The organism is Xenorhabdus griffiniae (assembly GCF_037265215.1).
GTDB lineage: Bacteria > Pseudomonadota > Gammaproteobacteria > Enterobacterales > Enterobacteriaceae > Xenorhabdus > Xenorhabdus griffiniae.
Genome location: NZ_CP147737.1, coordinates 2,896,323 through 2,917,106, shown reverse-complemented (window position 1 = coordinate 2,917,106; position 20,784 = coordinate 2,896,323). Strand labels below are relative to the sequence as shown.

General features: G+C 41.1%; 20 protein-coding genes and 1 pseudogene. 7 read left to right on the top strand and 14 right to left on the bottom strand.

Annotated elements, in window-relative coordinates:
• Positions 1 to 82: 82 nt before the first annotated feature.
• The 7 genes from phoQ to rluE all read right to left on the bottom strand — a co-directional run bounded on the left by phoQ (position 83) and on the right by rluE (position 6,919).
• Entirely contained in the window at positions 83 to 1,549 is a 1,467-nt protein-coding gene (gene phoQ, locus WDV75_RS12685) for a two-component system sensor histidine kinase PhoQ (protein ID WP_273559983.1), read from the bottom strand.
• Positions 1,542 to 2,225 (bottom strand): two-component system response regulator PhoP, encoded by a 684-nt coding sequence (gene phoP / locus WDV75_RS12680; protein ID WP_273559981.1) that lies wholly within the window; start codon positions 2,223 to 2,225, stop codon positions 1,542 to 1,544. The genes phoQ and phoP overlap by 8 nt, the downstream gene beginning before the upstream one ends.
• Positions 2,226 to 2,585: 360 nt before the next feature.
• A complete protein-coding gene (purB, locus tag WDV75_RS12675; protein WP_273559980.1) occupies positions 2,586 to 3,956 on the bottom strand; it encodes an adenylosuccinate lyase in 1,371 nt (456 codons plus the stop codon).
• Positions 3,957 to 4,038: 82 nt separating this feature from the next.
• Positions 4,039 to 4,665 (bottom strand): high frequency lysogenization protein HflD, encoded by a 627-nt coding sequence (gene hflD, locus WDV75_RS12670; protein WP_189758254.1) that lies wholly within the window; start codon positions 4,663 to 4,665, stop codon positions 4,039 to 4,041.
• 2 nt (positions 4,666 to 4,667) lie between these two features.
• Positions 4,668 to 5,771 carry a tRNA 2-thiouridine(34) synthase MnmA gene (gene mnmA, locus WDV75_RS12665; protein WP_273559978.1) on the bottom strand — a complete coding sequence of 368 codons (1,104 nt, stop codon included), beginning with the start codon at positions 5,769 to 5,771 and terminating at the stop codon, positions 4,668 to 4,670.
• A 73-nt stretch (positions 5,772 to 5,844) separates the two neighbouring features.
• Positions 5,845 to 6,297 carry an NUDIX hydrolase gene (locus WDV75_RS12660; protein WP_273559976.1) on the bottom strand — a complete coding sequence of 151 codons (453 nt, stop codon included), beginning with the start codon at positions 6,295 to 6,297 and terminating at the stop codon, positions 5,845 to 5,847.
• Positions 6,290 to 6,919 carry a 23S rRNA pseudouridine(2457) synthase RluE gene (gene rluE, locus WDV75_RS12655; protein ID WP_273559974.1) on the bottom strand — a complete coding sequence of 210 codons (630 nt, stop codon included), beginning with the start codon at positions 6,917 to 6,919 and terminating at the stop codon, positions 6,290 to 6,292. The genes WDV75_RS12660 and rluE overlap by 8 nt, the downstream gene beginning before the upstream one ends.
• Positions 6,920 to 7,059: 140 nt before the next feature.
• On the opposite strand from rluE, the gene icd reads away from it, so the two are divergent.
• The gene (gene icd, locus WDV75_RS12650) at positions 7,060 to 8,313 is read left to right on the top strand and encodes an NADP-dependent isocitrate dehydrogenase (RefSeq protein ID WP_273559972.1); all 1,254 of its coding nucleotides are present in this window, start codon (positions 7,060 to 7,062) and stop codon (positions 8,311 to 8,313) included.
• Positions 8,314 to 8,411: 98 nt separating this feature from the next.
• On the opposite strand, the pseudogene WDV75_RS12645 reads toward icd, so the two are convergent.
• The 3 genes and pseudogenes from WDV75_RS12645 to WDV75_RS12635 form a co-directional block, all read right to left on the bottom strand.
• A pseudogene (locus tag WDV75_RS12645) lies at positions 8,412 to 8,584 on the bottom strand (integrase); the annotation flags it as partial.
• Positions 8,585 to 8,725: 141 nt separating this feature from the next.
• A complete protein-coding gene (locus WDV75_RS12640; protein ID WP_273559971.1) occupies positions 8,726 to 9,565 on the bottom strand; it encodes a phage tail protein in 840 nt (279 codons plus the stop codon).
• Positions 9,566 to 9,711: 146 nt separating this feature from the next.
• Positions 9,712 to 10,101, bottom strand: a complete 390-nt coding sequence (locus WDV75_RS12635) for a hypothetical protein (protein ID WP_273559968.1) — start codon at positions 10,099 to 10,101, stop codon at positions 9,712 to 9,714.
• A gap of 804 nt (positions 10,102 to 10,905) precedes the next feature.
• On the opposite strand from WDV75_RS12635, the gene WDV75_RS12630 reads away from it, so the two are divergent.
• The 3 genes from WDV75_RS12630 (at position 10,906) to prfH (ending at position 13,330) form a co-directional block, all read left to right on the top strand.
• Positions 10,906 to 11,289 carry a hypothetical protein gene (locus tag WDV75_RS12630; protein WP_273559966.1) on the top strand — a complete coding sequence of 128 codons (384 nt, stop codon included), beginning with the start codon at positions 10,906 to 10,908 and terminating at the stop codon, positions 11,287 to 11,289.
• Positions 11,290 to 11,561: 272 nt separating this feature from the next.
• Positions 11,562 to 12,683, top strand: a complete 1,122-nt coding sequence (locus tag WDV75_RS12625; protein ID WP_273559965.1) for an RNA ligase RtcB family protein — start codon at positions 11,562 to 11,564, stop codon at positions 12,681 to 12,683.
• Positions 12,680 to 13,330 (top strand): peptide chain release factor H, encoded by a 651-nt coding sequence (gene prfH, locus WDV75_RS12620; protein WP_273559964.1) that lies wholly within the window; start codon positions 12,680 to 12,682, stop codon positions 13,328 to 13,330. Before WDV75_RS12625 ends, prfH begins: the two co-directional genes overlap by 4 nt.
• A gap of 63 nt (positions 13,331 to 13,393) precedes the next feature.
• On the opposite strand, the gene WDV75_RS12615 is transcribed toward prfH, so the two are convergent.
• The 3 genes from WDV75_RS12615 to WDV75_RS12605 form a co-directional block, all read right to left on the bottom strand.
• Positions 13,394 to 13,864 carry a hypothetical protein gene (locus WDV75_RS12615; RefSeq protein ID WP_338859917.1) on the bottom strand — a complete coding sequence of 157 codons (471 nt, stop codon included), beginning with the start codon at positions 13,862 to 13,864 and terminating at the stop codon, positions 13,394 to 13,396.
• A 186-nt stretch (positions 13,865 to 14,050) separates the two neighbouring features.
• Entirely contained in the window at positions 14,051 to 15,070 is a 1,020-nt protein-coding gene (locus WDV75_RS12610; RefSeq protein ID WP_273572382.1) for an IS110 family transposase, read from the bottom strand.
• Between the two features lie 267 nt (positions 15,071 to 15,337).
• On the bottom strand, positions 15,338 to 15,817 hold the full coding sequence (locus tag WDV75_RS12605; RefSeq protein WP_273571677.1) for a PliI family lysozyme inhibitor of I-type lysozyme: 480 nt from the start codon (positions 15,815 to 15,817) through the stop codon (positions 15,338 to 15,340).
• Between the two features lie 1,425 nt (positions 15,818 to 17,242).
• Here WDV75_RS12605 and WDV75_RS12600 point away from each other — a divergent pair.
• Together WDV75_RS12600 and WDV75_RS12595 are read left to right on the top strand one after the other, a co-directional pair.
• On the top strand, positions 17,243 to 18,697 hold the full coding sequence (locus WDV75_RS12600; RefSeq protein WP_273571676.1) for an alanine/glycine:cation symporter family protein: 1,455 nt from the start codon (positions 17,243 to 17,245) through the stop codon (positions 18,695 to 18,697).
• 308 nt (positions 18,698 to 19,005) lie between these two features.
• Entirely contained in the window at positions 19,006 to 19,836 is an 831-nt protein-coding gene (locus tag WDV75_RS12595; RefSeq protein WP_420497553.1) for an N-acetylmuramoyl-L-alanine amidase, read from the top strand.
• Between the two features lie 205 nt (positions 19,837 to 20,041).
• On the opposite strand, the gene WDV75_RS12590 is transcribed toward WDV75_RS12595, so the two are convergent.
• Entirely contained in the window at positions 20,042 to 20,428 is a 387-nt protein-coding gene (locus WDV75_RS12590) for a helix-turn-helix domain-containing protein (protein WP_099118784.1), read from the bottom strand.
• Positions 20,429 to 20,611: 183 nt separating this feature from the next.
• Here WDV75_RS12590 and WDV75_RS12585 point away from each other — a divergent pair, with 183 nt between their 5' ends.
• Positions 20,612 to 20,767 carry a PhoP/PhoQ regulator MgrB gene (locus WDV75_RS12585; RefSeq protein ID WP_099131379.1) on the top strand — a complete coding sequence of 52 codons (156 nt, stop codon included), beginning with the start codon at positions 20,612 to 20,614 and terminating at the stop codon, positions 20,765 to 20,767.
• Positions 20,768 to 20,784: the final 17 nt, after the last annotated feature.

Sequence of the window (20,784 nt, the reverse complement as noted above, 5' to 3'; positions counted from 1 at the left end):
CTATTATAACGAATAGTCAATGACGATATCAGATTTGGTTGAAATATTTTGGGGGGCAGTAATCATCTGAGAAGAATTGTCGTTATTGTGTGATGGCCGTATTATTATGCTGGGCGCGAAATACGACACTCACTCTGGCGCCACCAAGGGGGCTATCCTCTATGCTGATATCACCATCATATTGCTCGACAATTTCAGATGCTATCGATAAGCCAAGGCCCTGGCCTGATCGTAATGTGTCAGCTCGTAAGCCGCGCTGAAAAATCATTTCCCGCTTATCAAGGGGAACTCCTAACCCATCATCATCAACAATAATAGTGACTGAATTTTCTCCCATTGTGGCGGTGATTTTGACCTGTTTCCGGCAATATTTACACGCATTATCTAAGATGTTTCCCATTACTTCCAGAAAGTCATTTTTTTCCCCTAGCCATGTCACTTCAGGAGAGACATCTAGCATCATTTTGATGCCTTTATGTTGATATACCTTGGTTAGGGCACTGATTAGGCCATCTAGCAAGATTGGGATGGAAGAAATCTGTCTCAGAAGCAAACTATGGTCGCTGCGTATATTGGCTCTATGCAAATAGTAGCCAATCTGTTGCGATATCCGGTCAATCTGTTCAAGCATAATGGGTTCAGCTTGTTCAATGGTCAGCTTCTGCGGGGGACGCAGAGAACGTAAGGTTGATTGCAATACCGCTAGAGGCGTTTTCAGGCTATGCGTCAAATCTGAGAGTGTCGTGTGATATTTGGCATAACGTTTACGTTCATTAGATAGTAAGTTGTTTAAGTTTCTGACTAACCCTTTTAATTCAGTAGGCGGGTTCTCCTCCAGTTCTTTTCTTTCTCCATTTTCTAATGAACTGATTTGGGTAATTAAGGATTTTATTGGTCTAAGGCTCCAGTCCGCGGCCAGCCAGATTAATGGAATGATTAAAAGTAAATTAGCAATTAGCACATATCCAAACCATTCCCATACTTTTGCTGATTCCTGTACATCTTGTGGAATGGTATCAATGATAACAATAGTCATGGCAGGCAATTTGTCAGTGGCAGGATAAATATTTACAGCAACCGAGTAGGTTAATAATACTTCCTCACTATTTTTTGCCTTTTTTGTATTATCTTGGTTTGGTGTCGCTGTTGGATTATAGAAAAAATCCCCTTTTTCTTTAAAATACGCTTCTAGAGTATATAAACCATCTTTTTTCAGCCAATCAGGATCAATCATTCTTTCCAATTCAGGTACATTATTCTGGCGCCAAAGAATATTCCCATCATTATCATAGATCAGTGCTAATGAGCGGTAATTCATGGAAAAATCTTTGGGAACAAGGATTTCTAGCTTGTTATTTTCCCATCTGGCCAAGGTGAAAAATAGATTACTTTGGCTACGGAGTATGGAATAGCTTGTTTTATCAAAACTAACTAAATATCCGACGATAGCAACAATGCCATATGATAGTGTCAATGCAAGAATAATCGCAGCCGTGGCCATGAGAAACCGTGTTCTCAAAGAAAAAGGTGTTCCTGAGAACTTAAGCATCGTAAGATTTCACATCGAAGCGATACCCTTGACCACGTACAGTGACAATGACCTCTTCCGGCCATTCATTCAATATTTTTTTCCTCAAACGCCCCATCAATACATCAATTGTATGACTTTCACGTAATTCAGCGTCTGGATACAATTGGCGCATGAGCGTTTCTTTACTAACAACTTTGCCATTATTGCGCATCAAGGTTTCGATAATAATGTATTCAAAAGCGGTCAACTTAATATTGGTTTCATGGATAGAGAACTCCTTTCTTGAAAGATTGATTAAAAATGGTGATATCTCAACTAATTGTGATGCCAAACCACTATTGCGTCGCATTAATGCTTGTATACGGGCATTAATTTCTTCCAGATGAAAGGGCTTGGTAACATAATCATCTGCACCCGCGTTTAGCACGTTGACTTTTTCTTGCCAGCTCTCACGAGCGGTGAGAACAAGAATCGGTAAATTAATTTGCTCACTGCGCCAGCGCCGTAACATGCTAAGGCCATCTTCTCCCGGTAACCCTAAATCAACGATAGCAATGTCAGGGTGACTTTCTCTAAGATAATAATCTGCTTCTTTAGCATTCTCCGCAGCATCAACTTGATGCCCGATATCCCGTAATTGTACGGTTAAGTGATGGCGAAGTAATGCGTTATCTTCAACGATCAATATCCGCATAATGATTCCTTATGCTAATCAGTAATTAATGTTTATCAAATAAATTTAAAATAGCTAAGTAATCAATTTCGTCAATAAAGATTAAATAAAATTATGGGTATATGATTATGAGTAAACTAAGTATAGTAACTATTTGGCGTTTGTTGGTATATTAATGATTGGTGCATTTGAAAACAAATGGTTAGGTTGAAATAGTAAATAAATTTACAATTTATTTAACTTCTATATATACCAACCTAACTTCAAGATGAATGTGATTTCCCCCCGCGAAGCAGGGAGAAATCAGGTTTCATATCGTGTTGTAAATTGCAGCGCAAATGGGCGGAATAGAATCCGCCCAATGATATGGATAAACACAGATTATTTTAACTGGTCAACCAGTGAAGTCGCGTATCCAATGTAATTTGCTGGCGTCATGGATTTGAGGCGCTCTTTCTCTGCTTCAGGAAGTTCAAGGCCATCAATAAACGCTTTCATACCTTCAGCATCAACACGTTTACCGCGAGTCAGTTCTTTTAGTTTTTCATACGGCTTTTCAATACCATAACGGCGCATAACAGTCTGGATAGGCTCAGCCAATACTTCCCAATTACCATCCAATTCATTCAGTAAGTGCTGTTCATTGACTTCCAGCTTATTCAATCCTTTCATCGTGGATTGATAGGCAATCAATGCATATCCCAGACCGACGCCCAGATTGCGCAATACTGTTGAATCTGTCAGGTCGCGCTGCCAGCGAGAAACAGGCAGTTTGCTGGCCAGATGTCCCAAGACCGCATTTGCCAGGCCCAGGTTACCTTCTGAGTTTTCGAAATCAATGGGATTGACTTTATGTGGCATAGTAGACGAACCAATTTCCCCGGCAATGGTTTTTTGCTTGAAATGGTTCAAGGCAATATAGCCCCAGATATCGCGATCAAAATCGATTAGGATGGTATTAAAACGAGCCACACAATCAAACAGTTCTGCAATGTAATCATGAGGTTCAATCTGAGTGGTATATGGGTTCCACTGAATACCCAAAGAAGTCACAAATGACTCACTAAATTGGTGCCAGTCAACTTGTGGATAGGCTGACAAGTGTGCATTGTAGTTACCAACCGCCCCATTGATTTTGCCTAGCACTTCTACTTGCTCAAGCTGACGGAATTGGCGTTTCATACGATAGGCCACGTTAGCAAATTCTTTGCCGACAGTGGAAGGGGTGGCGGGTTGACCGTGTGTGCGCGATAGCAGTGGCAGATCGCGATAATCATGTGCCATGCGGGTGATGGTATCGATTATTTGGCGCCATTGGGGCAGCAAAACTTCCTCACGGGCTGTTTTAAGCATCAATGCATGTGACAGGTTATTAATATCTTCTGATGTGCAGGCAAAATGAATAAATTCTGCAACCTGATGCAGGGCAGGGATATGCGCGACTTTTTCTTTCAGAAAATACTCAACAGCCTTAACGTCGTGATTGGTTGTGCGCTCAATTTCTTTAATACGCAGTGCATCCTGCTCATTGAAATTTACAATAATTTCATCAAGGTAAGCGTTTGCGTCGGCGTCAAAAGCAGGAACTTCCTGAATTTCTGTGGTTGCAGCCAGTTTTTGCAGCCAACGTACTTCGACTTGCACACGGAATTTTAGTAAGCCGAACTCACTAAAAATAGCGCGTAGTGCGCTGACTTTATCGCCGTAACGGCCATCAATTGGAGAAACAGCGGTCAGTGAGGATAATTCCATTGGTAGCAACTCCCGGATTTTATTTAACAATGTATGTTTAACAGCTTAGATTTAACAGTTTTTCGCTAACAGTCTTTATCATCTAACAGTTAGCAAGGATCTCTTTTGCCTGTCGGATCAGGCGCTGACGAGAAAACATGATTTGCAGGCGGCTACCGCCAACTTGTTGCCATAAAACGGCACTGCGGATACCGGCCAGTAACACCGATCTGACTTTTGCCTGAATCAATGAATTACGTAATACGTCAGGTGAACCGGTCACCTGAATACGTGGCCCCAGCGGACTGATAACATCGACATAAATTCCAGCCAGGGCGTTGAGCATTCCTTCTGACATCGGTTCAAAATAGGCTTGCTGACGTTCTAATTGTTCAATGCGATTTGCCAATTGATTAACAGCCGATGGGTTTTTATTCAAGCGGCGTTCCAATGCCACCAAACTCAGCATATAGCGGGTAAGATCGGCAGAAACGCCACTATGTGAACCGTTGAACATACCCAACATAGCGTCAAGGCCAACACGCAGGTTGCCGGCGTTATTGCCGAAGACATCCAGCGTAGAGGTTGGATTCATGTTCAGGACGCTGTTGATCATGATCTCAAAAGCATCCGTATCACACTGGCCTTCATGGGCAAGTTTTTGGACCAGACGGCCTGACTGGCAGATACCTGCCAGAGCCAGCGTAATATCGTAATAATTTTTAGCCACAACTACTCCTGTATACGTTGTTCGATCACGCCACCACCGAGACAAACTTTACCTTGATAAAACACGGCTGATTGACCAGGGGTGACAGCGGCAACAGGGCTATCAAAACGAACCTCAATTTTATCTTCACCCAGAGGGACGACAGTGCAGGGAATATCATGCTGACGGTAGCGTGTTTTGACTACACAGCGCATTTCTGCTTGTAGTGATTGACGATCAACCCAATGTAGTTGCTGGGCGATCAAACCGACAGACATCAGGCGAGGATGTTCATGGCCTTGGGCAACAATCAGTATGTTATTGTCGACATCTTTATCAACAACATACCAGGGTTCTTCACTACCCTCTTTCGTTCCCCCAATTCCTAGTCCTTTGCGCTGGCCGAGTGTATGGTACATCAAGCCAGTATGTTGGCCGATGGTCTGTCCATCCACAGTCATAATTGGGCCAGGCTGGGCGGGTAAATAACGCCCAAGGAAATCACGGAACTTACGCTCACCAATAAAGCAGATACCTGTCGAATCTTTTTTCTTTGCGGTAACCAGGCCAATTTCTTCGGCAATGCGGCGTACTTCGGGTTTTTCCAATTCCCCAACTGGAAACAGACTCTTGGCAACTTGCTGGTGGCTTAAGGTATATAAGAAATAGCTTTGATCTTTGTTGTCATCCAGGCCACGGAGCAATTGGCTCATGCCGTTCACATCCCGACGGCGGACATAATGCCCGGTTGCGATATAGTCAGCCCCTAAATCCTCTGCGGCAAACTCTAAAAATGCTTTGAATTTGATTTCTTTATTACAAAGAATGTCTGGGTTTGGGGTTCTGCCGGCTTTATATTCAGCAAGAAAATGTTCGAATACATTATCCCAATACTCGGCTGCAAAATTGATGGTATGCAATTCTATGCCCAATTTGTCACAAACGGCCTGAGCATCAGCAAGATCGGTAGCCGCTGAGCAATACTCTTCACTATCGTCTTCTTCCCAGTTTTTCATGAACAGGCCAGCTACCTGGTAGCCCTGCTGTTGCAGAAGGTAGGCGGAAACGGATGAATCAACACCGCCGGACATGCCGACAATGACTTTTTTCTGGCTGTTATCTGACATGGATATATCTCACTGCGGAAAAAAACAAACGCAATACTTTAGCACGTTGGCAACCAAGGTGCACCAAACGTCTTCATTTGGCGAAAGGTAAACCATAATAATCCAGTATCGAGAGTGGATAAGCTTTGTGCTCAAGGTAGCAAAGAAGACTTTCGGCAACCAGAGGGGAACGTAACTGTGAACTGCTAAGGATTTCTTCTGCACTTAACCAATGGCAGCAATGGATATCGTTATCGTGTGGATGGGTGTCCATGATTTTTTCCATTTCAACCAAGAATAGAAAACGGATAAATGGGGTTTTGTCCGGCGCAACCCATTGGTGCAGTTTTAAAAATGCTTGTGGTTGTGCACGAATTCCGGTTTCTTCCCATAATTCCCGTTCAACGGCTTCCAGTAATGTTTCATCAGCTTCAAGATGGCCTGCTGGTTGATTCCAGAGAGGTTTGCCGTTGATAAACTCTTCAACAACCAAAAACTTATTTTCTGCATGAACAATGCAGGCAACCGTGACGTGTGGACTAAACAAGATTAATTTCTCTCCATTCTCCAGGGGATAGTGAGTCTAATTGTATTGAACCCATACTAAAACGGATTAGGCGCAGTGTAGGGTATCCCACATGGGCAGTCATTCTGCGTACCTGCCGATTACGCCCTTCATATAACGTAATTTTAAGCCACCTTACCGGAATACTTTTTCGTTCCCGAATAGGGGGAATTCTCTCCCAAAGCCACTCAGGCTCTTCCACTAATTCAGCACCGGCGGGTAAGGTTGGGCCATCTTTTAATAAAACGCCGTTACGAAGTTGATTCAGAGCCGTTTCATCAGGAATGCCCTCGACTTGAACATAATAAACTTTAGCGGTTTTTTTATTAGGTTGAGTCAATCTAGCCTGTAATTTGCCATCATTGGTCAACACCAGCAAACCTTCACTATCACGATCCAGACGACCCGCGGCATAAATATCAGTAAACGGGATAAAATCTTTTAACGTTGTTCTGCCCATTTCATCGGTGAATTGGGGTAAGACATCATAAGGTTTGTTAAAAATCAATACCCGACGAGGGCCGATTGTTTTTTTTATGGCTCTATTATTTTTTCTTTGGCTGAATCGGTTAAGTTGGCGTTTTTTTAAAGCGATATTTGTCATGATAAGCCATTGTTTAAAATTAGGGGGCGTATTATACCTTAAATCTGTGACCGTTGGCGTTTGCAGAATATTCAAGTAGTATTGACACGTCCCTTACAAAAAATTAACAAGGCATTGCGCTTATTTGAAAGGAGAGGTTAATGGAAAGCAAAGTAGTTGTTCCGGCGGAAGGTAAAAAAATTACTATTGATGCCAAAGGTAAATTAAGTGTTCCGAATAACCCTATTATCCCTTATATCGAAGGGGATGGCATTGGTGTTGATGTTACGCCGGTCATGCTAAAAGTTGTTGATGCTGCGGTTCAGAAAGCGTATAGCGGTGAGCGCAAAATTTCTTGGATGGAAATCTACACAGGTGAAAAATCCACGCATGTCTATGGTAAAGATGTTTGGTTGCCAGATGAAACGCTAGATTTGATCCGTGAATACCGTGTTGCTATCAAAGGCCCTCTGACAACACCAGTAGGTGGTGGTATCCGTTCGCTGAACGTCGCATTGCGTCAGCAATTGGATCTGTATGTCTGCCTGCGTCCGGTTCGTTACTACCAAGGTACGCCAAGCCCTGTTAAGCAGCCTGAATTGACCGATATGGTTATTTTCCGCGAAAACGCTGAAGATATTTATGCAGGCATTGAGTGGAAAGCGGGTTCAGCGGAAGCGGACAAAGTGATTAAATTCCTGCAAGATGAAATGGGGGTTAATAAGATCCGTTTCCCTCAACAGTGTGGTATTGGTGTAAAACCTTGCTCAGAAGAAGGCACTAAACGTTTAGTACGTGCCGCGATTGAATATGCCATTGATAATGACCGTGAATCAGTCACTCTGGTTCATAAAGGCAATATCATGAAATTCACTGAAGGTGCTTTCAAAGACTGGGGTTATGAACTAGCTCGCACTGAATTCGGCGGAGAATTGTTGGATGGTGGTCCGTGGGTTAAGATCAAGAATCCTAAAAATGGCAAAGATATCATCATTAAGGATGTGATTGCAGATGCTTTCTTGCAACAGATCCTGTTGCGTCCAGCAGAGTATGATGTTATTGCGTGTATGAACCTGAATGGTGACTATATTTCTGATGCTTTAGCTGCTCAGGTGGGTGGTATCGGTATTGCCCCAGGTGCAAACATTGGCGACGAATGTGCATTGTTCGAAGCAACACACGGTACTGCACCTAAGTATGCAGGCCAGGATAAAGTCAACCCGGGTTCGGTGATCCTTTCCGCTGAAATGATGCTGCGCCACATGGGATGGTTAGAAGCCGCAGATTTAATCGTTAAGGGAATGGAAGGTGCGATTGCCGCGAAGACCGTGACTTACGATTTTGAACGCCTGATGGAAGGTGCTAAGCTGCTGAAATGTAGTGAATTCGGTGATGCAATTATTACACATATGTAATTAATTGCGTGGTTGAATAGACAACGGGAGCTTAATGGTTCCCGTTTTTTATTATAACGTATGAAACGGTTATCAAAACTCATCAAATTTAGAACGACTCAGACGACAATTTTTATCCAATCTTTACCGCGGTCATCATGATATTTATCGGGTTGTTGTTGTGTTTTATGCCCTAATAAATCTTTCGTATTGATACCTTGTTCGCGATGTAGACGTTCAAGGCAGCCGGAGTTCCTGCTTTCCAACCTATATCTGTTTTATCACATATTTTTTGTTGTTAAATAGCGTTTCAAAATGATAGGAGTATTCCTTACCCCGCGCTCCGCGCGGGGTAAGGAACGCCAACATCTGATACTCTCAGTATATGAAAACCTATTTATACCGTAGTACAGGGCCATATGGCCCTGATTTATCATGAAGGAGTTATGTCATTTAATGGATAAGAGTATACTTTTCCTTTAACTGCATTTTCGGGAACTCTTGATAAATTTGCCATATTAGACAAATTATTAATCGTTGCTCGATCTGATGAAAAAGCATTTAAGATTATACCTTGTGCAAAAGGACCAATTGATATGTAAATATCATAGTTATAACCGGATGTATTAACGGTTGCTAAGTCAGTAGGTGAGCCGCTATTAGTTGTATACATTACGGCGTTAATTCCGTGAGGACTATCATTTCCTGATCTCAGGATTATATTAGTAATAGCACACTGCCCAAAAATACCTACATTGTAGCCAGAACCGCCCATCAGAGTGATATTGATAGTACTTGCTACACGCATAGTCACTTCAGCTATTTTTACCCAGGCTGCCTCCATAGCTGTTAGGTCACCTGTATATTGTTTACCCTGTACTGAGTTTTTTGCCAGCACTACTGTTTCTGCTAAACCTAGGTTATTTACAAATTCTTGTTTATCAGAAATATCTGCTCCATTTTGGTCTTTAGATAAACGAGTATTAGCATTATTATTTGCATTGCTGGCGTTTTGATTAGCTGTATTCGCTAAATCATATGCCGTTTTCACCGCTTTGGATGTCGCAGCATAAGTTTCGTCATCTCTATCTATTGCGTTATTTAGGATAACGAATCCTTTTTCTCTGAGCGTTGCATCTGGATGGTTGCGGCTTTGTGCGTGTTCTTCAATCGTTTCTTGGATTGAATCTTTGACATATTTCGGAGTTGGAACGACAACAAGTTCCTCATCTTCTAAGACTTGTGTTTCAGGTTTTGTAACTTGAATACTCATATATCTTCCCTCATCTAATCAACAGCAAACATTGCTAAGTAACATGAAGGCGGGGAGACTTCTCCGCCTGTGAACATCAGTAAAATTGGTTCATCAATATTGGAGAGCATGGCTTGACTAAATTCAGTGGGTCAATATTTAATGCGTTATTTCTCTGCTGGAGTTAGGGTGAAAAGAATCTTTTCGAAAGTATATATATCGTATAATCCTACGTCTGTTGTATATGTTCTCAGCCCACTTACAAGTATATTACCATCACCTGTTCTGATACCGTTCCAATGATCTGCTATGACGTACTTTCTTGGAAGGGGAGGGGTAGGTGCTAAAATGGAATAGAAGCTTATTTGAGCAGGCCATTCCTGATTATCAGCAACAAATCTATATTGTCCAAATAATTGACTATAGCTTACTTCTCCGGTGAGGCGGCAGCTACTGGTAAAGGAACCCCCGAATGTGGCTGATGTATCACTACTGTTAATTATTGTAAGAATGTGCTTATGATCTTCACTTATATACATTCCATCTACTGAACCCATTAGATGATCCTCTTATCATTAGTTAATAATGCGTTTTATAAAATAACTCATACTAAAAAATGAAGATTTAAAGTATCGTAATAAAACATGCTAATAGTTAAATAACAATAAATGATAGAGATGTTATAAAAAGATATTTATTTTGTGGGTATGTTAACTTCCCGTGTTGGAATATATTTCCATCTAATAAAGTGTTTGTTAGAAGTAACAAATCCTATTTTCTAGCCGATTGATTTTATTAATCTCTATTTTTGAAAAAAAGCTATAAATCATAATGTTACACAAAGGAAAGAAACATCCTATTTTAACTCATTAATTGAATTTTAGTTCTGTGTGGGAACTACATATACGAGTTACCTTTCAAGTTGTTCATTATAAGACAGCATAACTCATTGTTTTTCCCAGCGAAGCTGGGAGAAACAATATGCATAATATAGTTTGCTAGATCACTCGTGGTCATTCTGATGTTCAGGAAATATTTACTCACAGATGCTGAAAGAGATCTGATTTTTGGCGATTTTTTGTTCTGCAAAAATCTTATAAAGATTTTATACATCAAATGGTTAGTTAAATTATTTTTTGTATGGGTTATCAGTATTAAAAATTTACTTTAAGATTATGTCATTATGCAATTAGTTACGCTATATGGGATGGTTCAAAGCTATAGACCTAATCGTTAAGGGAATGGAAAGTATTAATTTGCAATTATGGCTCCCGTTAGTTTTTCACAATTAAACAATGAAGGGGGAAACAATGCAATGATAGGTTATACTGACTTATAACTCATCTGATCATGGTGTACTTATGTGGAATAGTCGTCCTCAAAGAGGAAATATGCAGTTATTAGCGAATTTCCTATCGCCAATAGATGCTCACATCGTCTTGGGTAGAATGCTATCAGAAGATATTTATGCAGTAGTGATAGATGAAGACATTGTATGGAATAACTATATGTATTCCCAGGCATTTGGTGGTGTTAAACTGCTTGTCCACCACGCTGATATAGAACGCGCAAAAGTGATACTTGCTGAAATTGAGGATAATAAGTTTTTGTTAGATAAGGCAGAGTCTAATCAAGGTAATGAGGAAAAATTATCGTTTCGATATCATTTTCTTAAATCAATAAATACTTTTTTAGTGATTTTATTGTTTTTAATATTTGGTATAGCATTGCTGCTGAAAAGCTGAAACCAAATTCCTTTCGGATGGTTTAATTTAACTAAATAAATTCAAAAAAACACTGGCAATATTCATAAAACTTGAAGTATGATGCAGCGCCTGCCAAAAGCAGCTATTCGCTAAACTCATATTAACAACTGAAAAGGAGGAATTCATGATGATGACAATAACAATGACTCTTTTCAGGCCTGTCCATAGCTAATTACTACATCAACATTTTCAGTATTGCCGGCTAGGCCTGACCATACCTTTATTTTTTTCATTGATCATAAGGCTGATCTATGGGCAATACTTTGCATTCGGTTGTACCGAACGTACAGCTTATCGCAGCAGAAAATACTTGGCTGGATGATAAGGCTATCCAGCAACTTGAAATAACAGCACAACTCCCTGACATGATACGTGTCGTTGGTCTGCCTGATCTCCATCCTGGCAGGGGATATCCAGTTGGTGCTGCATTTTTTTCACAGTCACGTTTCTATCCGGCCCTTATCGGTAACGATATTGGTTGTGGTATGGCATTGTGGCGTACAGATTTGACGTTGAGTAAATGGTCATTGGATAAGTTGGAAAAACGGCTTGGCTCCATTGATACCCCTTTGGACGTAGAAGAGTTATCTGACAATATACCTGAACATTTTTGTTATTCACCGGGAACGATTGGGGGTGGTAACCATTTTGCTGAACTACAGCAATTAGATGAAATTTATCAACCCGATATTCTTGAAACTTGGCAACTGAACAAACAGCAACTTTTGTTATTGGTGCACAGTGGTTCGCGTGGCATGGGGCAAATGATCCTTGAACAACATGTTCGTGAGCATGGTCACCATGGGTTGTTAGCATCTAGTCCACAGGCGCAGAATTACCTCCAGCAGCATCAACAAGCGTTGGATTATGCTTGTATTAACCGTCAGTTAATTGCAGAACGAATGTTAAAACGTTGGCGAGCTAATGGGGAGCGTCTGCTTGATGTCTCACATAATTTGCTTACCCCGTGCACTATCGACGGTATTACGGGTTGGTTGCATCGTAAGGGAGCTACCCCAGCTGATCAAGGAGCAGTGATTATTCCAGGATCTCGTGGAGATTATAGCTATCTGGTTCAACCGTTAAGTAGTGAAGACAGTCTGTTTTCCCTGGCTCACGGAGCCGGACGGAAATGGATGCGCGGGGAATGTAAGGAGCGTTTAAGTGGCCGTTACAATGCCGTTCAACTTTCTCGCACAACATTAGGCAGTCGTGTTATTTGCTTAGATAAGCAATTGATTTACCAAGAAGCACCAGAAGCTTACAAACCTATCAATGGTGTGATGGATGCTATGTTACAGGCTGGTCTGGTGAAGTTGATAGCACGACTGAAACCTGTCCTGACGTATAAAACACGGGGAGGCAACGAATGATATTGTTGCAAATTTCCTCAGCGCAGGGGCCGGATGAATGCATGTTAGCTGTCAAAAAAGCATTGGATAGATTGGTTCAAGAAGCCACAGAATTAAACGTTAGTGTGGATATTCTGGAAGAAGAACGCGGGGTGCGTGCGGGTACATTACGTTCTGTGTTAATTGCCATTCAAGGAGAAAATGAATGGCAACTGTTTAAGCGCTGGAACGGTACTATCAAATGGATTTGTGAAAGCCCGTGGCGAAAAGGAGTTGGTCGTAAGAACTGGTTTATTGGTGTGATGCAATTTGAACCTATGCGAGAAGTGATGGAAAGTAACGTTAGGTTTGAAAGGTTGAAGGCTTCTGGGCCAGGTGGTCAGCACGTCAATAAAACAGAATCCGCGGTTAGGGCAATACACATTGCTAGCGGGATCAGTGTTAAAGTGCAATCTGAGCGTAGCCAACACGCGAATCGTCGAATTGCTCGTTTATTGCTGGGAAATAGGCTTCAGCAGCTACAAAATATACAGCATGTACAGATCAAGGCCAAACGACGTTTATTTCATCATCAGATTGAAAGGGGAAATGCAGTGCGGACTTTTGTTGGAATAGAATTCATACCGAAAGGTGAATACATACCCAATAGACACTGTCAGTCATTGTAATTCGAGTAACAACAAATCCAATGAAAATAGAGCGACAACATCAGTAAGTCGCTCTACAGGGATCTATTTTGTACTGTTAGATAAAGCATGTTTTGTTTGAACTTTACATGCTTCAACGGATTTATCCAGTGATTCGTCAAAATGATGAGTGCTTGGGAAGGTTTGTTTATTTTTCCTGACTTCCGTGACAGTTTGTTTGATAGATGTAATAAATTCATCCTTATTACTATGGATCTCTTTAAGATCAAATCCCTTGCGAGTTAATTCATTGAACGCCTTTTGCGCTATCGTGTCGGGTGAATCATGGGTTTTAAATGCTTCTACAGAGGCTTTCCCGAACAAGTTACAATAAGTTTCTGCGATGTTATCTGTATTAGCATGAGCGGCATATGAGAAGAATGGGGTAAGGAAAATTGGCAATAGCAATAAAAGACGTTTCATAATTTCTATATGAACGCATCCCGTTTGCAAGACAAAAACCACGCTGACATCGACGGTAGGTTGCAGCTCTATATCCGGCCTTATTGCAGCCAAAACTGCGGGCCTCGATGTAATCCGCTGGCTTGCTCCTCATTCTCCTGACGAGCTTTATGCTCAAGGAACTATTCAGGTTTAGCAAGTCACGGTCTTACCTGTCTTTGTCATCGTTACCCTTGCCTCAGCAATCTTTCTGCATTCATCCTTGTTGTGTTACAAGTTAAAGTTGACCAGTGAAGCGCCTTAGTAAGGCCTCACACTGACGTAATCTTTTTGGTAGTCCCGTTGATGGGCAACCAGTGCCCAAACGGTACGAGCCAGCTTATTAGCCATGCCTACTATCGCTACACAGGTTGGGCGTCGTTCTTTCAGTTCTGTCACCCACGGCGACGGGGTTTTCGTGAGTAAGGTGGCCGCTCTAGCACCGTGAATAAACAGGGTTCTCAAGTAGGTATCTCCCCGTTTGCTGATGCCCAGTAATTTGACCCTGCCTCCCGTTCCCGTTTGTTTCGGCACCAGGCCCAAATAGGCCGAAAATTCCCTGCCCGACCGAAACCCGCTGGGCTCGCCCATCGTCGCGATGGCGGCTGTGGCAATTAAGACACCGACTCCGGGAATTTTCATAATTCGCTGACAATCAGCATTCTGCTTTGCCCACGCCGTCAGTTGTTTTTCCACCAGGTCAATTTGTTCATCGATTTCGTCCAAACGACGGTATTGTTCTTCAAGGAGTCCAAGCAGGAATGGGGCGAGTTTTTCCCTTAGCCGCTCAAGCACCTCCGGCATCGCTTTATCCAGTGAGGCTCTTCCCTTATGCACGGTTTCACCAAATTCCAGCAGTAAGCCATGCAACGCATTGATTTGCGAGGTTCTGAATTTCACTAGCTGGTAGCGCATCCGGTGTAACGACAAAATGGCCTGTTGTTCTTCGTTTTTGACAGCGACCGATTTACCGGGTTGCTGAACGGCCAGCCAAATAGCCCGGGCATCCTGAACATCGTTTTTGTTTCCCATCCGAAACGCTTTGACAAATTTAGCCTGAAGCAAACGGACTTCATGCCCCAGCTTTCTTAGCTCCCGTGCCCAATAATGCGCACCGCCACAGGCTTCCATGCCAATCAGGCAAGGCTCACGGTTACTGAAGAACGTTAAAAAGTCATTTCGCCTCAGTTGCTTATCAATGAGTTCACCGGTGTATTCATCAACAAAATGAATCTGCATCAAATGTTTTGCAATATCGACGCCAAAAGGTGTATGTTTCATGAGTGGATCCTCCAGTCATCAGGGAGCAACAGGCTCCCGCTTTAGGCACTATAAGGCCGGAAATCTGTGAGGATCCACGCCTCATCTCTCAATTCCAGCACGGTACCAAAGGCCAAGTGGTTGGGATGCGTTCATTACATTCTCTTGATCGACTATACCATGATAGTGGTGACAACTTTAACAGGAACGACAACATTAACAATAGTACATAATTCAACGTTTGCTCCGAATCTCAGCGGATAATACTTTTAAGTGAGGAGCTGATTATTAAGGTTTTTGTTTAATACATGTTCCTCTTTTACATGTTGCACGGAGTGGCTTGATAGGATCATTGTTTCCATTTATATAGACACGGGTGAGAAGTGTGACATTTCTCTTGGTAATTTTAAGTGCATCGACTTCAAGATAATTCCCAGAACCTGCTGTAAGTTTGGAAACAATGAGTTCGTTGGTGCCATCACCATCAATATCGGCAAATTTGATCCTCGGAGTGCCATTATCTCCAAATACTGAACCGTCACGTTCAAAGACACCTCCAGTTTCAAAGTCTGTGAGATCTTTATCCTTAAAAATGGCAATGGAATAGCTGCCAATTGATGCATTTTCCAGATCACCTTCGGACAGGACGGCAAATCGGTTATCAGGTAATTTAATCAATTTACCCTCTCTTGCGCTAGCTGGTGTTGATAACATTAGCGTAATTAGAGTAGAAATAACAATAGATTTCATTATGTTATTTATACGCATAAGTAATGCTCCATCGTCTACAGTTTTGTTTTAACAAATATATGGGGATGATTTATATCGTAGCATGAATTTGGGAAGACCATATCCCTAAAGGAAAGCACCGCATAGATATTGAGAATATATATAATGTTAAATTTCAAAAATAAAATATTAGCTTATCTTATTGTTTTTATATTTAAGGGAAAATGCGTTCTTTATAACAGGGAGTAAAATAATATTTTGTAACACAGGCTGTTTTTGTTGTGATGACTGAATCTTATGCAGATGGCGACTATGCTGTTAGTATCAACGGGAGTGTTGGCTCCCGTTTTTTATTAACTTCGACATATATTAGGCTCTATGTGCTATTTTTTTCTATTTTTTCCACAATCTTATTGTATTCTTTCCAAACAACCGATACGGGGGAGTTCAAACAGCAGATAGAGATTGAACCACCTGTTGCAGGATGATATTCATACTTTGATTTTCCTCTGTAAACTCTCTTGGGCAGTATGTTGTCTGCGGGATTCTTTCTTTTTCGCTCTAACATCAATTATAACCTCACTTGCAGATTATCTGATGGCCAGATAGTGGATTATTAACATCTTAATAACATGTTATTGTTGTTTCCTATTGTAAAAATAACAACTGAAAATTTTAATATGCAATGGTGGCTTTTTCCAACTATCACAGTATTAAAATTTAATAATCTCATTTTAAGTGAAATATTACTACATGTTTCCGTAAATATTAGAAATTTCAAGATTAAACTTTGTAATGACCACAATTTTTTTAATGAGTTTGGTTATTATTACATTAGTGATATAGCATGGCGTGATTATCTAAATTTGTTCTATGCCTTTTGTTTGGCATGGTGTCAATAACCTTCAGTTAACATATGCTCTATACCAATTTAACTTCCGGATGTGTGTGATTTCTCCTCGCTTCGCGGGGGTGAAATCAGGTTTCATAGCGTGTTGTCAATTGCAACTTGAAGTTTAATGCGTGTATATGTTGCAGACATTGGAATAGGTATTAGATTGACGTTGTTTTTGATAGGTTGTATTTTGGTTGCCAACTGGTTTCGTATTTTAAGCTCAATTGTTAATTTATTTATATTTCTTGCTTATGTATGGGAAGAAAATTGCCGTGCATTTTTTGCGCTAAAAATGTAATTAGGTGGCTTGAAATAAGAAATGAAGCGTTTATGTCTATCAAGACAAATGTTCAATAACGCTAAAGTAAATGTAAAAATTTCATTAAAAGTTACCCATTGAAATAAATATTGTGTTACATTCTTTCCGCTTTAATCGCTTGTATCGCTGTATTTTTCGTATACAGAATTATGTTACTTGTTAATTATAAAAGGAATTAAGCACAATAAAATTTCGCCGAATACGGCACTATGGTCAGCTAATGTTTGCTAATTAGTAAGGGGAAAATATCTTGACGGATCTGATTAACTTCATTAACAACATTCTTTGGGACTATGTACTGATATACCTTCTCCTTGGGGTTGGTCTTTACTTCACACTGCGTTCTGGTTTTATACAACTTCGCCACTTTGGTCACATGTTTTCAGTTCTGAAAAACAGTAATAAGTCAGATAATTCTGGTATTTCATCTTTTCAGGCCTTATGTACTAGCCTTGCCGCTCGTGTAGGAACGGGTAACTTAGCCGGGGTTGCTATTGCAATTACTGCCGGTGGACCAGGGGCTATTTTCTGGATGTGGGTAGTGGCATTTATTGGTATGGCGACTGCCTTTGTGGAAAGCACGCTTGCCCAGTTGTACAAGACGAAAGACGATCAAGGAAATTATCGCGGTGGCCCGGCTTACTACATGGAAAAAGGGCTGAAGAAGCGATGGATGGGAATTCTGTTTTCATTCTTCCTTATTATCGCGTTTGGTCTTGTATTTAATGCCGTTCAGGCAAACTCAATTGCGGAAGCGGCTGCCTTTGCCTTTAATATCAAGCCAGTTTATGTCGGTATCCTATTAGTCATTATCAGTGGCATCATTATCTTCGGCGGGTTGCGTTCTATCGCTCGGGTAGCGGAAATCGTTGTTCCATTTATGGCGATCGCTTATTTTATCCTGGCAATTTGGGTTGTTGGTCACAATATTGAGCGTATCCCAGCGGTATTTGCACTGGTTATCAAGAGTGCCTTTGGCATTCAGGAAGCAATAGCGGGAACATTAGGCTATGGCATCTCCCAGGCAATGCTTCAGGGGGTTCAACGAGGATTATTCTCGAATGAAGCGGGAATGGGTTCTGCGCCAAATGCGGCAGCATCGGCGTCTCCATATCCACCTCATCCAGCCTCTCAGGGTTATGTGCAGATGTTGGGGGTATTTATGGATACCATCGTTATCTGTAGTGCAACGGCCATGATCATCCTCTCTTCTGGTGTTCTTAACGAGAACGTTACTGCGATCAGTGGGATTGAATTAACTCAGCGAGCATTATCATCCGCAGTTGGACATTGGGGAACGATGTTCGTTGCGATTGCTATTTTCTTCTTTGCCTTTACGTCGATTATTGCCAATTACGCTTATGCTGAAAGCAACATGATATTCCTGGAGCGTAACCATACTGCTGGCTTGTTTATTCTGCGGTTGGCTGCATTGGGTATGGTGATGTTTGGTACATTGGCAGAAGTACCTCTGGTTTGGAATATGGCTAACCTATCAATGGCGTGTATGGCTATTGTTAACTTGATTGCCATATTGATGTTGTCAGGCATTGCGATGAAACTGGCGAAAGATTATAACCAGCAGAGAAAGTCAGGCAAATTACCGACATTTAATATCAATAACTACCCAGAGATCCAACAGCAAGTTGAAAAAGGTATCTGGGATAATGATGCACCGCATAACAGCGAGAAGAGTAATTGCTGATACTGAAATGTCCATAGGATATCAGTAACAAAAGATAGCTCGTAACAAGTAACTTTATTAGCCAGCTATTCGTTCGTTCCACGAATAGCTGGCTTTTATTTGTTCTTAAAAACATGCGGATAAGAACGCCACATCTTTTTTGTTTCAATCTAATATATACGCATTAAACTTCAAGTTGCAATTGACAACACGATATGAAACTTGATATCTCCCCGCGTCGCAGGGAGATATAAGACACATTTTGAAGTTAGATTGGTATATAATCATCATCATATTATCTATTTTTGTAGAATAGCTGACCGATCATGATAAAACGATTAATAATAGGCATCTTTATCACGTTGTTGATTGGTTGTTCTTATTCCCCTAAGCGAGAAAGTAGAAATGGTTATATCGTTGACTATTCCTATCCCTATTCGACCAGGCAAGACATTGACTCAATTAGATTTCTTGTCCTTCACTATACTGCGTTAGATGATAAAAACTCTTTACGGGAATTAACGGGGGGGCGGGTTAGTATTCATTACCTTATTCCTTCGCAACCCAGCTATAAGGATAAAGAGCCGATTATTTTTCAAGTAGTTTCCGAAAAAGAAAGGGCATGGCATGCGGGAAAGAGTGAGTGGAATGGATACCAAAGTTTAAACCGTCACTCTATTGGTATTGAAATTGTTAATTGCGGATTCAAACAAGAGTTTATTAAAAAAGAATGGTGTTCATATCACCCGTCACAAATTGACGCAGTTATCAGATTGGCAAAAGATATTATACGCAGGCATAAGATCCAGGCGGTGAATGTTGTGGGCCATAGTGATATTGCACCACTGAGAAAAGAAGATCCTGGGCCTGTTTTTCCGTGGCGCGAGCTTTATGAACAGGGAATTGGTGCCTGGCCTGATCACGTAACGGTGAAGAAATATTTAGCGGGTAGGGCACCGAATATGCCGGTGTCAGTAGTATCAGTTCAGAAAGCACTGGCCCTTTATGGTTATAGTATTCCTCAAACGGGAGTTTTGGATAGTGCCACTTATAAAACTATTCAAGCATTTCAGATGCATTTTCGCCCGTCAGACATTAGCGGCATTCCCGATGCAGAAACGGAAGCAATAGCTTTGGCATTGGTCGAAAAATACCAATAACGATTTATGCTTAATATATCCTCGATAAACTTCAAGTTGCAATCCGCAAGACGAGGCGAGACCTTATATTTCCCCGTGCAGCGGGGAAATATAACACGCATCTTGAAGTTGGATTGGTATATAGAAACAGAATAATGCTTTTGGGAAAGTATAAATAGGTGGAGACATGGCGGCCATGATAAATGGCCGCTAACGATACTAGGTTTTATGATTCGCAGTTGTAAGTTAAATGTAGTGGAAGTTTAACTTCAAGTTCAATATCTGTACTTTGGCGAAAATCATAAGGTGTAATGCCATACTCTTTACGGAACATGTAGGTGAAATGGGATTGGGAACCAAACCCGAAATCCAGGGCAATATCAAAAATAGGCAAGGAACTATTTTTTAACAGATAAACAGCGCCAGCCAGGCGTCGTTGACGGATGTACTTCCCAAGAGATATGCCGGTAACTTCCTTGAATATTTTCTGCATGTGCCAAAGTGAATAGCCAGAATAAGCAGCAAGCTCTTCAAGATGAATGACACGGCCAAGATGGTTTTCTATCCATTTACTCAGTGCGCATACAAGTGCTAAGTGGTTATCTTGTGCCATTACAATTTTAATTTGGTTGAAGGTTGGGGAAGTATACACAACTTCTTTTCAAGATGACAAAACCCATCATGAATAGGGGGCAGTGATTAGATAAAAAACTTTAATACACTATTATCACTCTATCATATGATAAGTCTCTATAATATTTTAATATAAAATTAACTACAATGAAATAATCCCAAGGTGACCTCATTGAATACTAAAAAAATCCTTTTAGCTCTGTGCTTGATATTGATATGTTTGTTTTTGTATTTGCTAGCGTTAGACGTACATTGTGAGCAAGGTAATGATGTGTTCGAATTGGGGGTTTGTTCCATCACCCGATACTTACCTTTTTGACATTCAATCACCCATTA

Coding starts and splice junctions, on each gene's coding strand:
- phoQ (WP_273559983.1), bottom strand. CDS start 1,549: ATGCTTAAGTTCTCAGGAACACCTTTTTCTTTGAGAACACGGTTTCTC.
- phoP (WP_273559981.1), bottom strand. CDS start 2,225: ATGCGGATATTGATCGTTGAAGATAACGCATTACTTCGCCATCACTTA.
- purB (WP_273559980.1), bottom strand. CDS start 3,956: ATGGAATTATCCTCACTGACCGCTGTTTCTCCAATTGATGGCCGTTAC.
- mnmA (WP_273559978.1), bottom strand. CDS start 5,771: ATGTCAGATAACAGCCAGAAAAAAGTCATTGTCGGCATGTCCGGCGGT.
- rluE (WP_273559974.1), bottom strand. CDS start 6,919: ATGACAAATATCGCTTTAAAAAAACGCCAACTTAACCGATTCAGCCAA.
- icd (WP_273559972.1), top strand. CDS start 7,060: ATGGAAAGCAAAGTAGTTGTTCCGGCGGAAGGTAAAAAAATTACTATT.
- WDV75_RS12640 (WP_273559971.1), bottom strand. CDS start 9,565: ATGAGTATTCAAGTTACAAAACCTGAAACACAAGTCTTAGAAGATGAG.
- WDV75_RS12635 (WP_273559968.1), bottom strand. CDS start 10,101: ATGGGTTCAGTAGATGGAATGTATATAAGTGAAGATCATAAGCACATT.
- WDV75_RS12630 (WP_273559966.1), top strand. CDS start 10,906: ATGTGGAATAGTCGTCCTCAAAGAGGAAATATGCAGTTATTAGCGAAT.
- WDV75_RS12625 (WP_273559965.1), top strand. CDS start 11,562: ATGGGCAATACTTTGCATTCGGTTGTACCGAACGTACAGCTTATCGCA.
- prfH (WP_273559964.1), top strand. CDS start 12,680: ATGATATTGTTGCAAATTTCCTCAGCGCAGGGGCCGGATGAATGCATG.
- WDV75_RS12610 (WP_273572382.1), bottom strand. CDS start 15,070: ATGAAACATACACCTTTTGGCGTCGATATTGCAAAACATTTGATGCAG.
- WDV75_RS12605 (WP_273571677.1), bottom strand. CDS start 15,817: ATGCGTATAAATAACATAATGAAATCTATTGTTATTTCTACTCTAATT.
- WDV75_RS12590 (WP_099118784.1), bottom strand. CDS start 20,428: ATGGCACAAGATAACCACTTAGCACTTGTATGCGCACTGAGTAAATGG.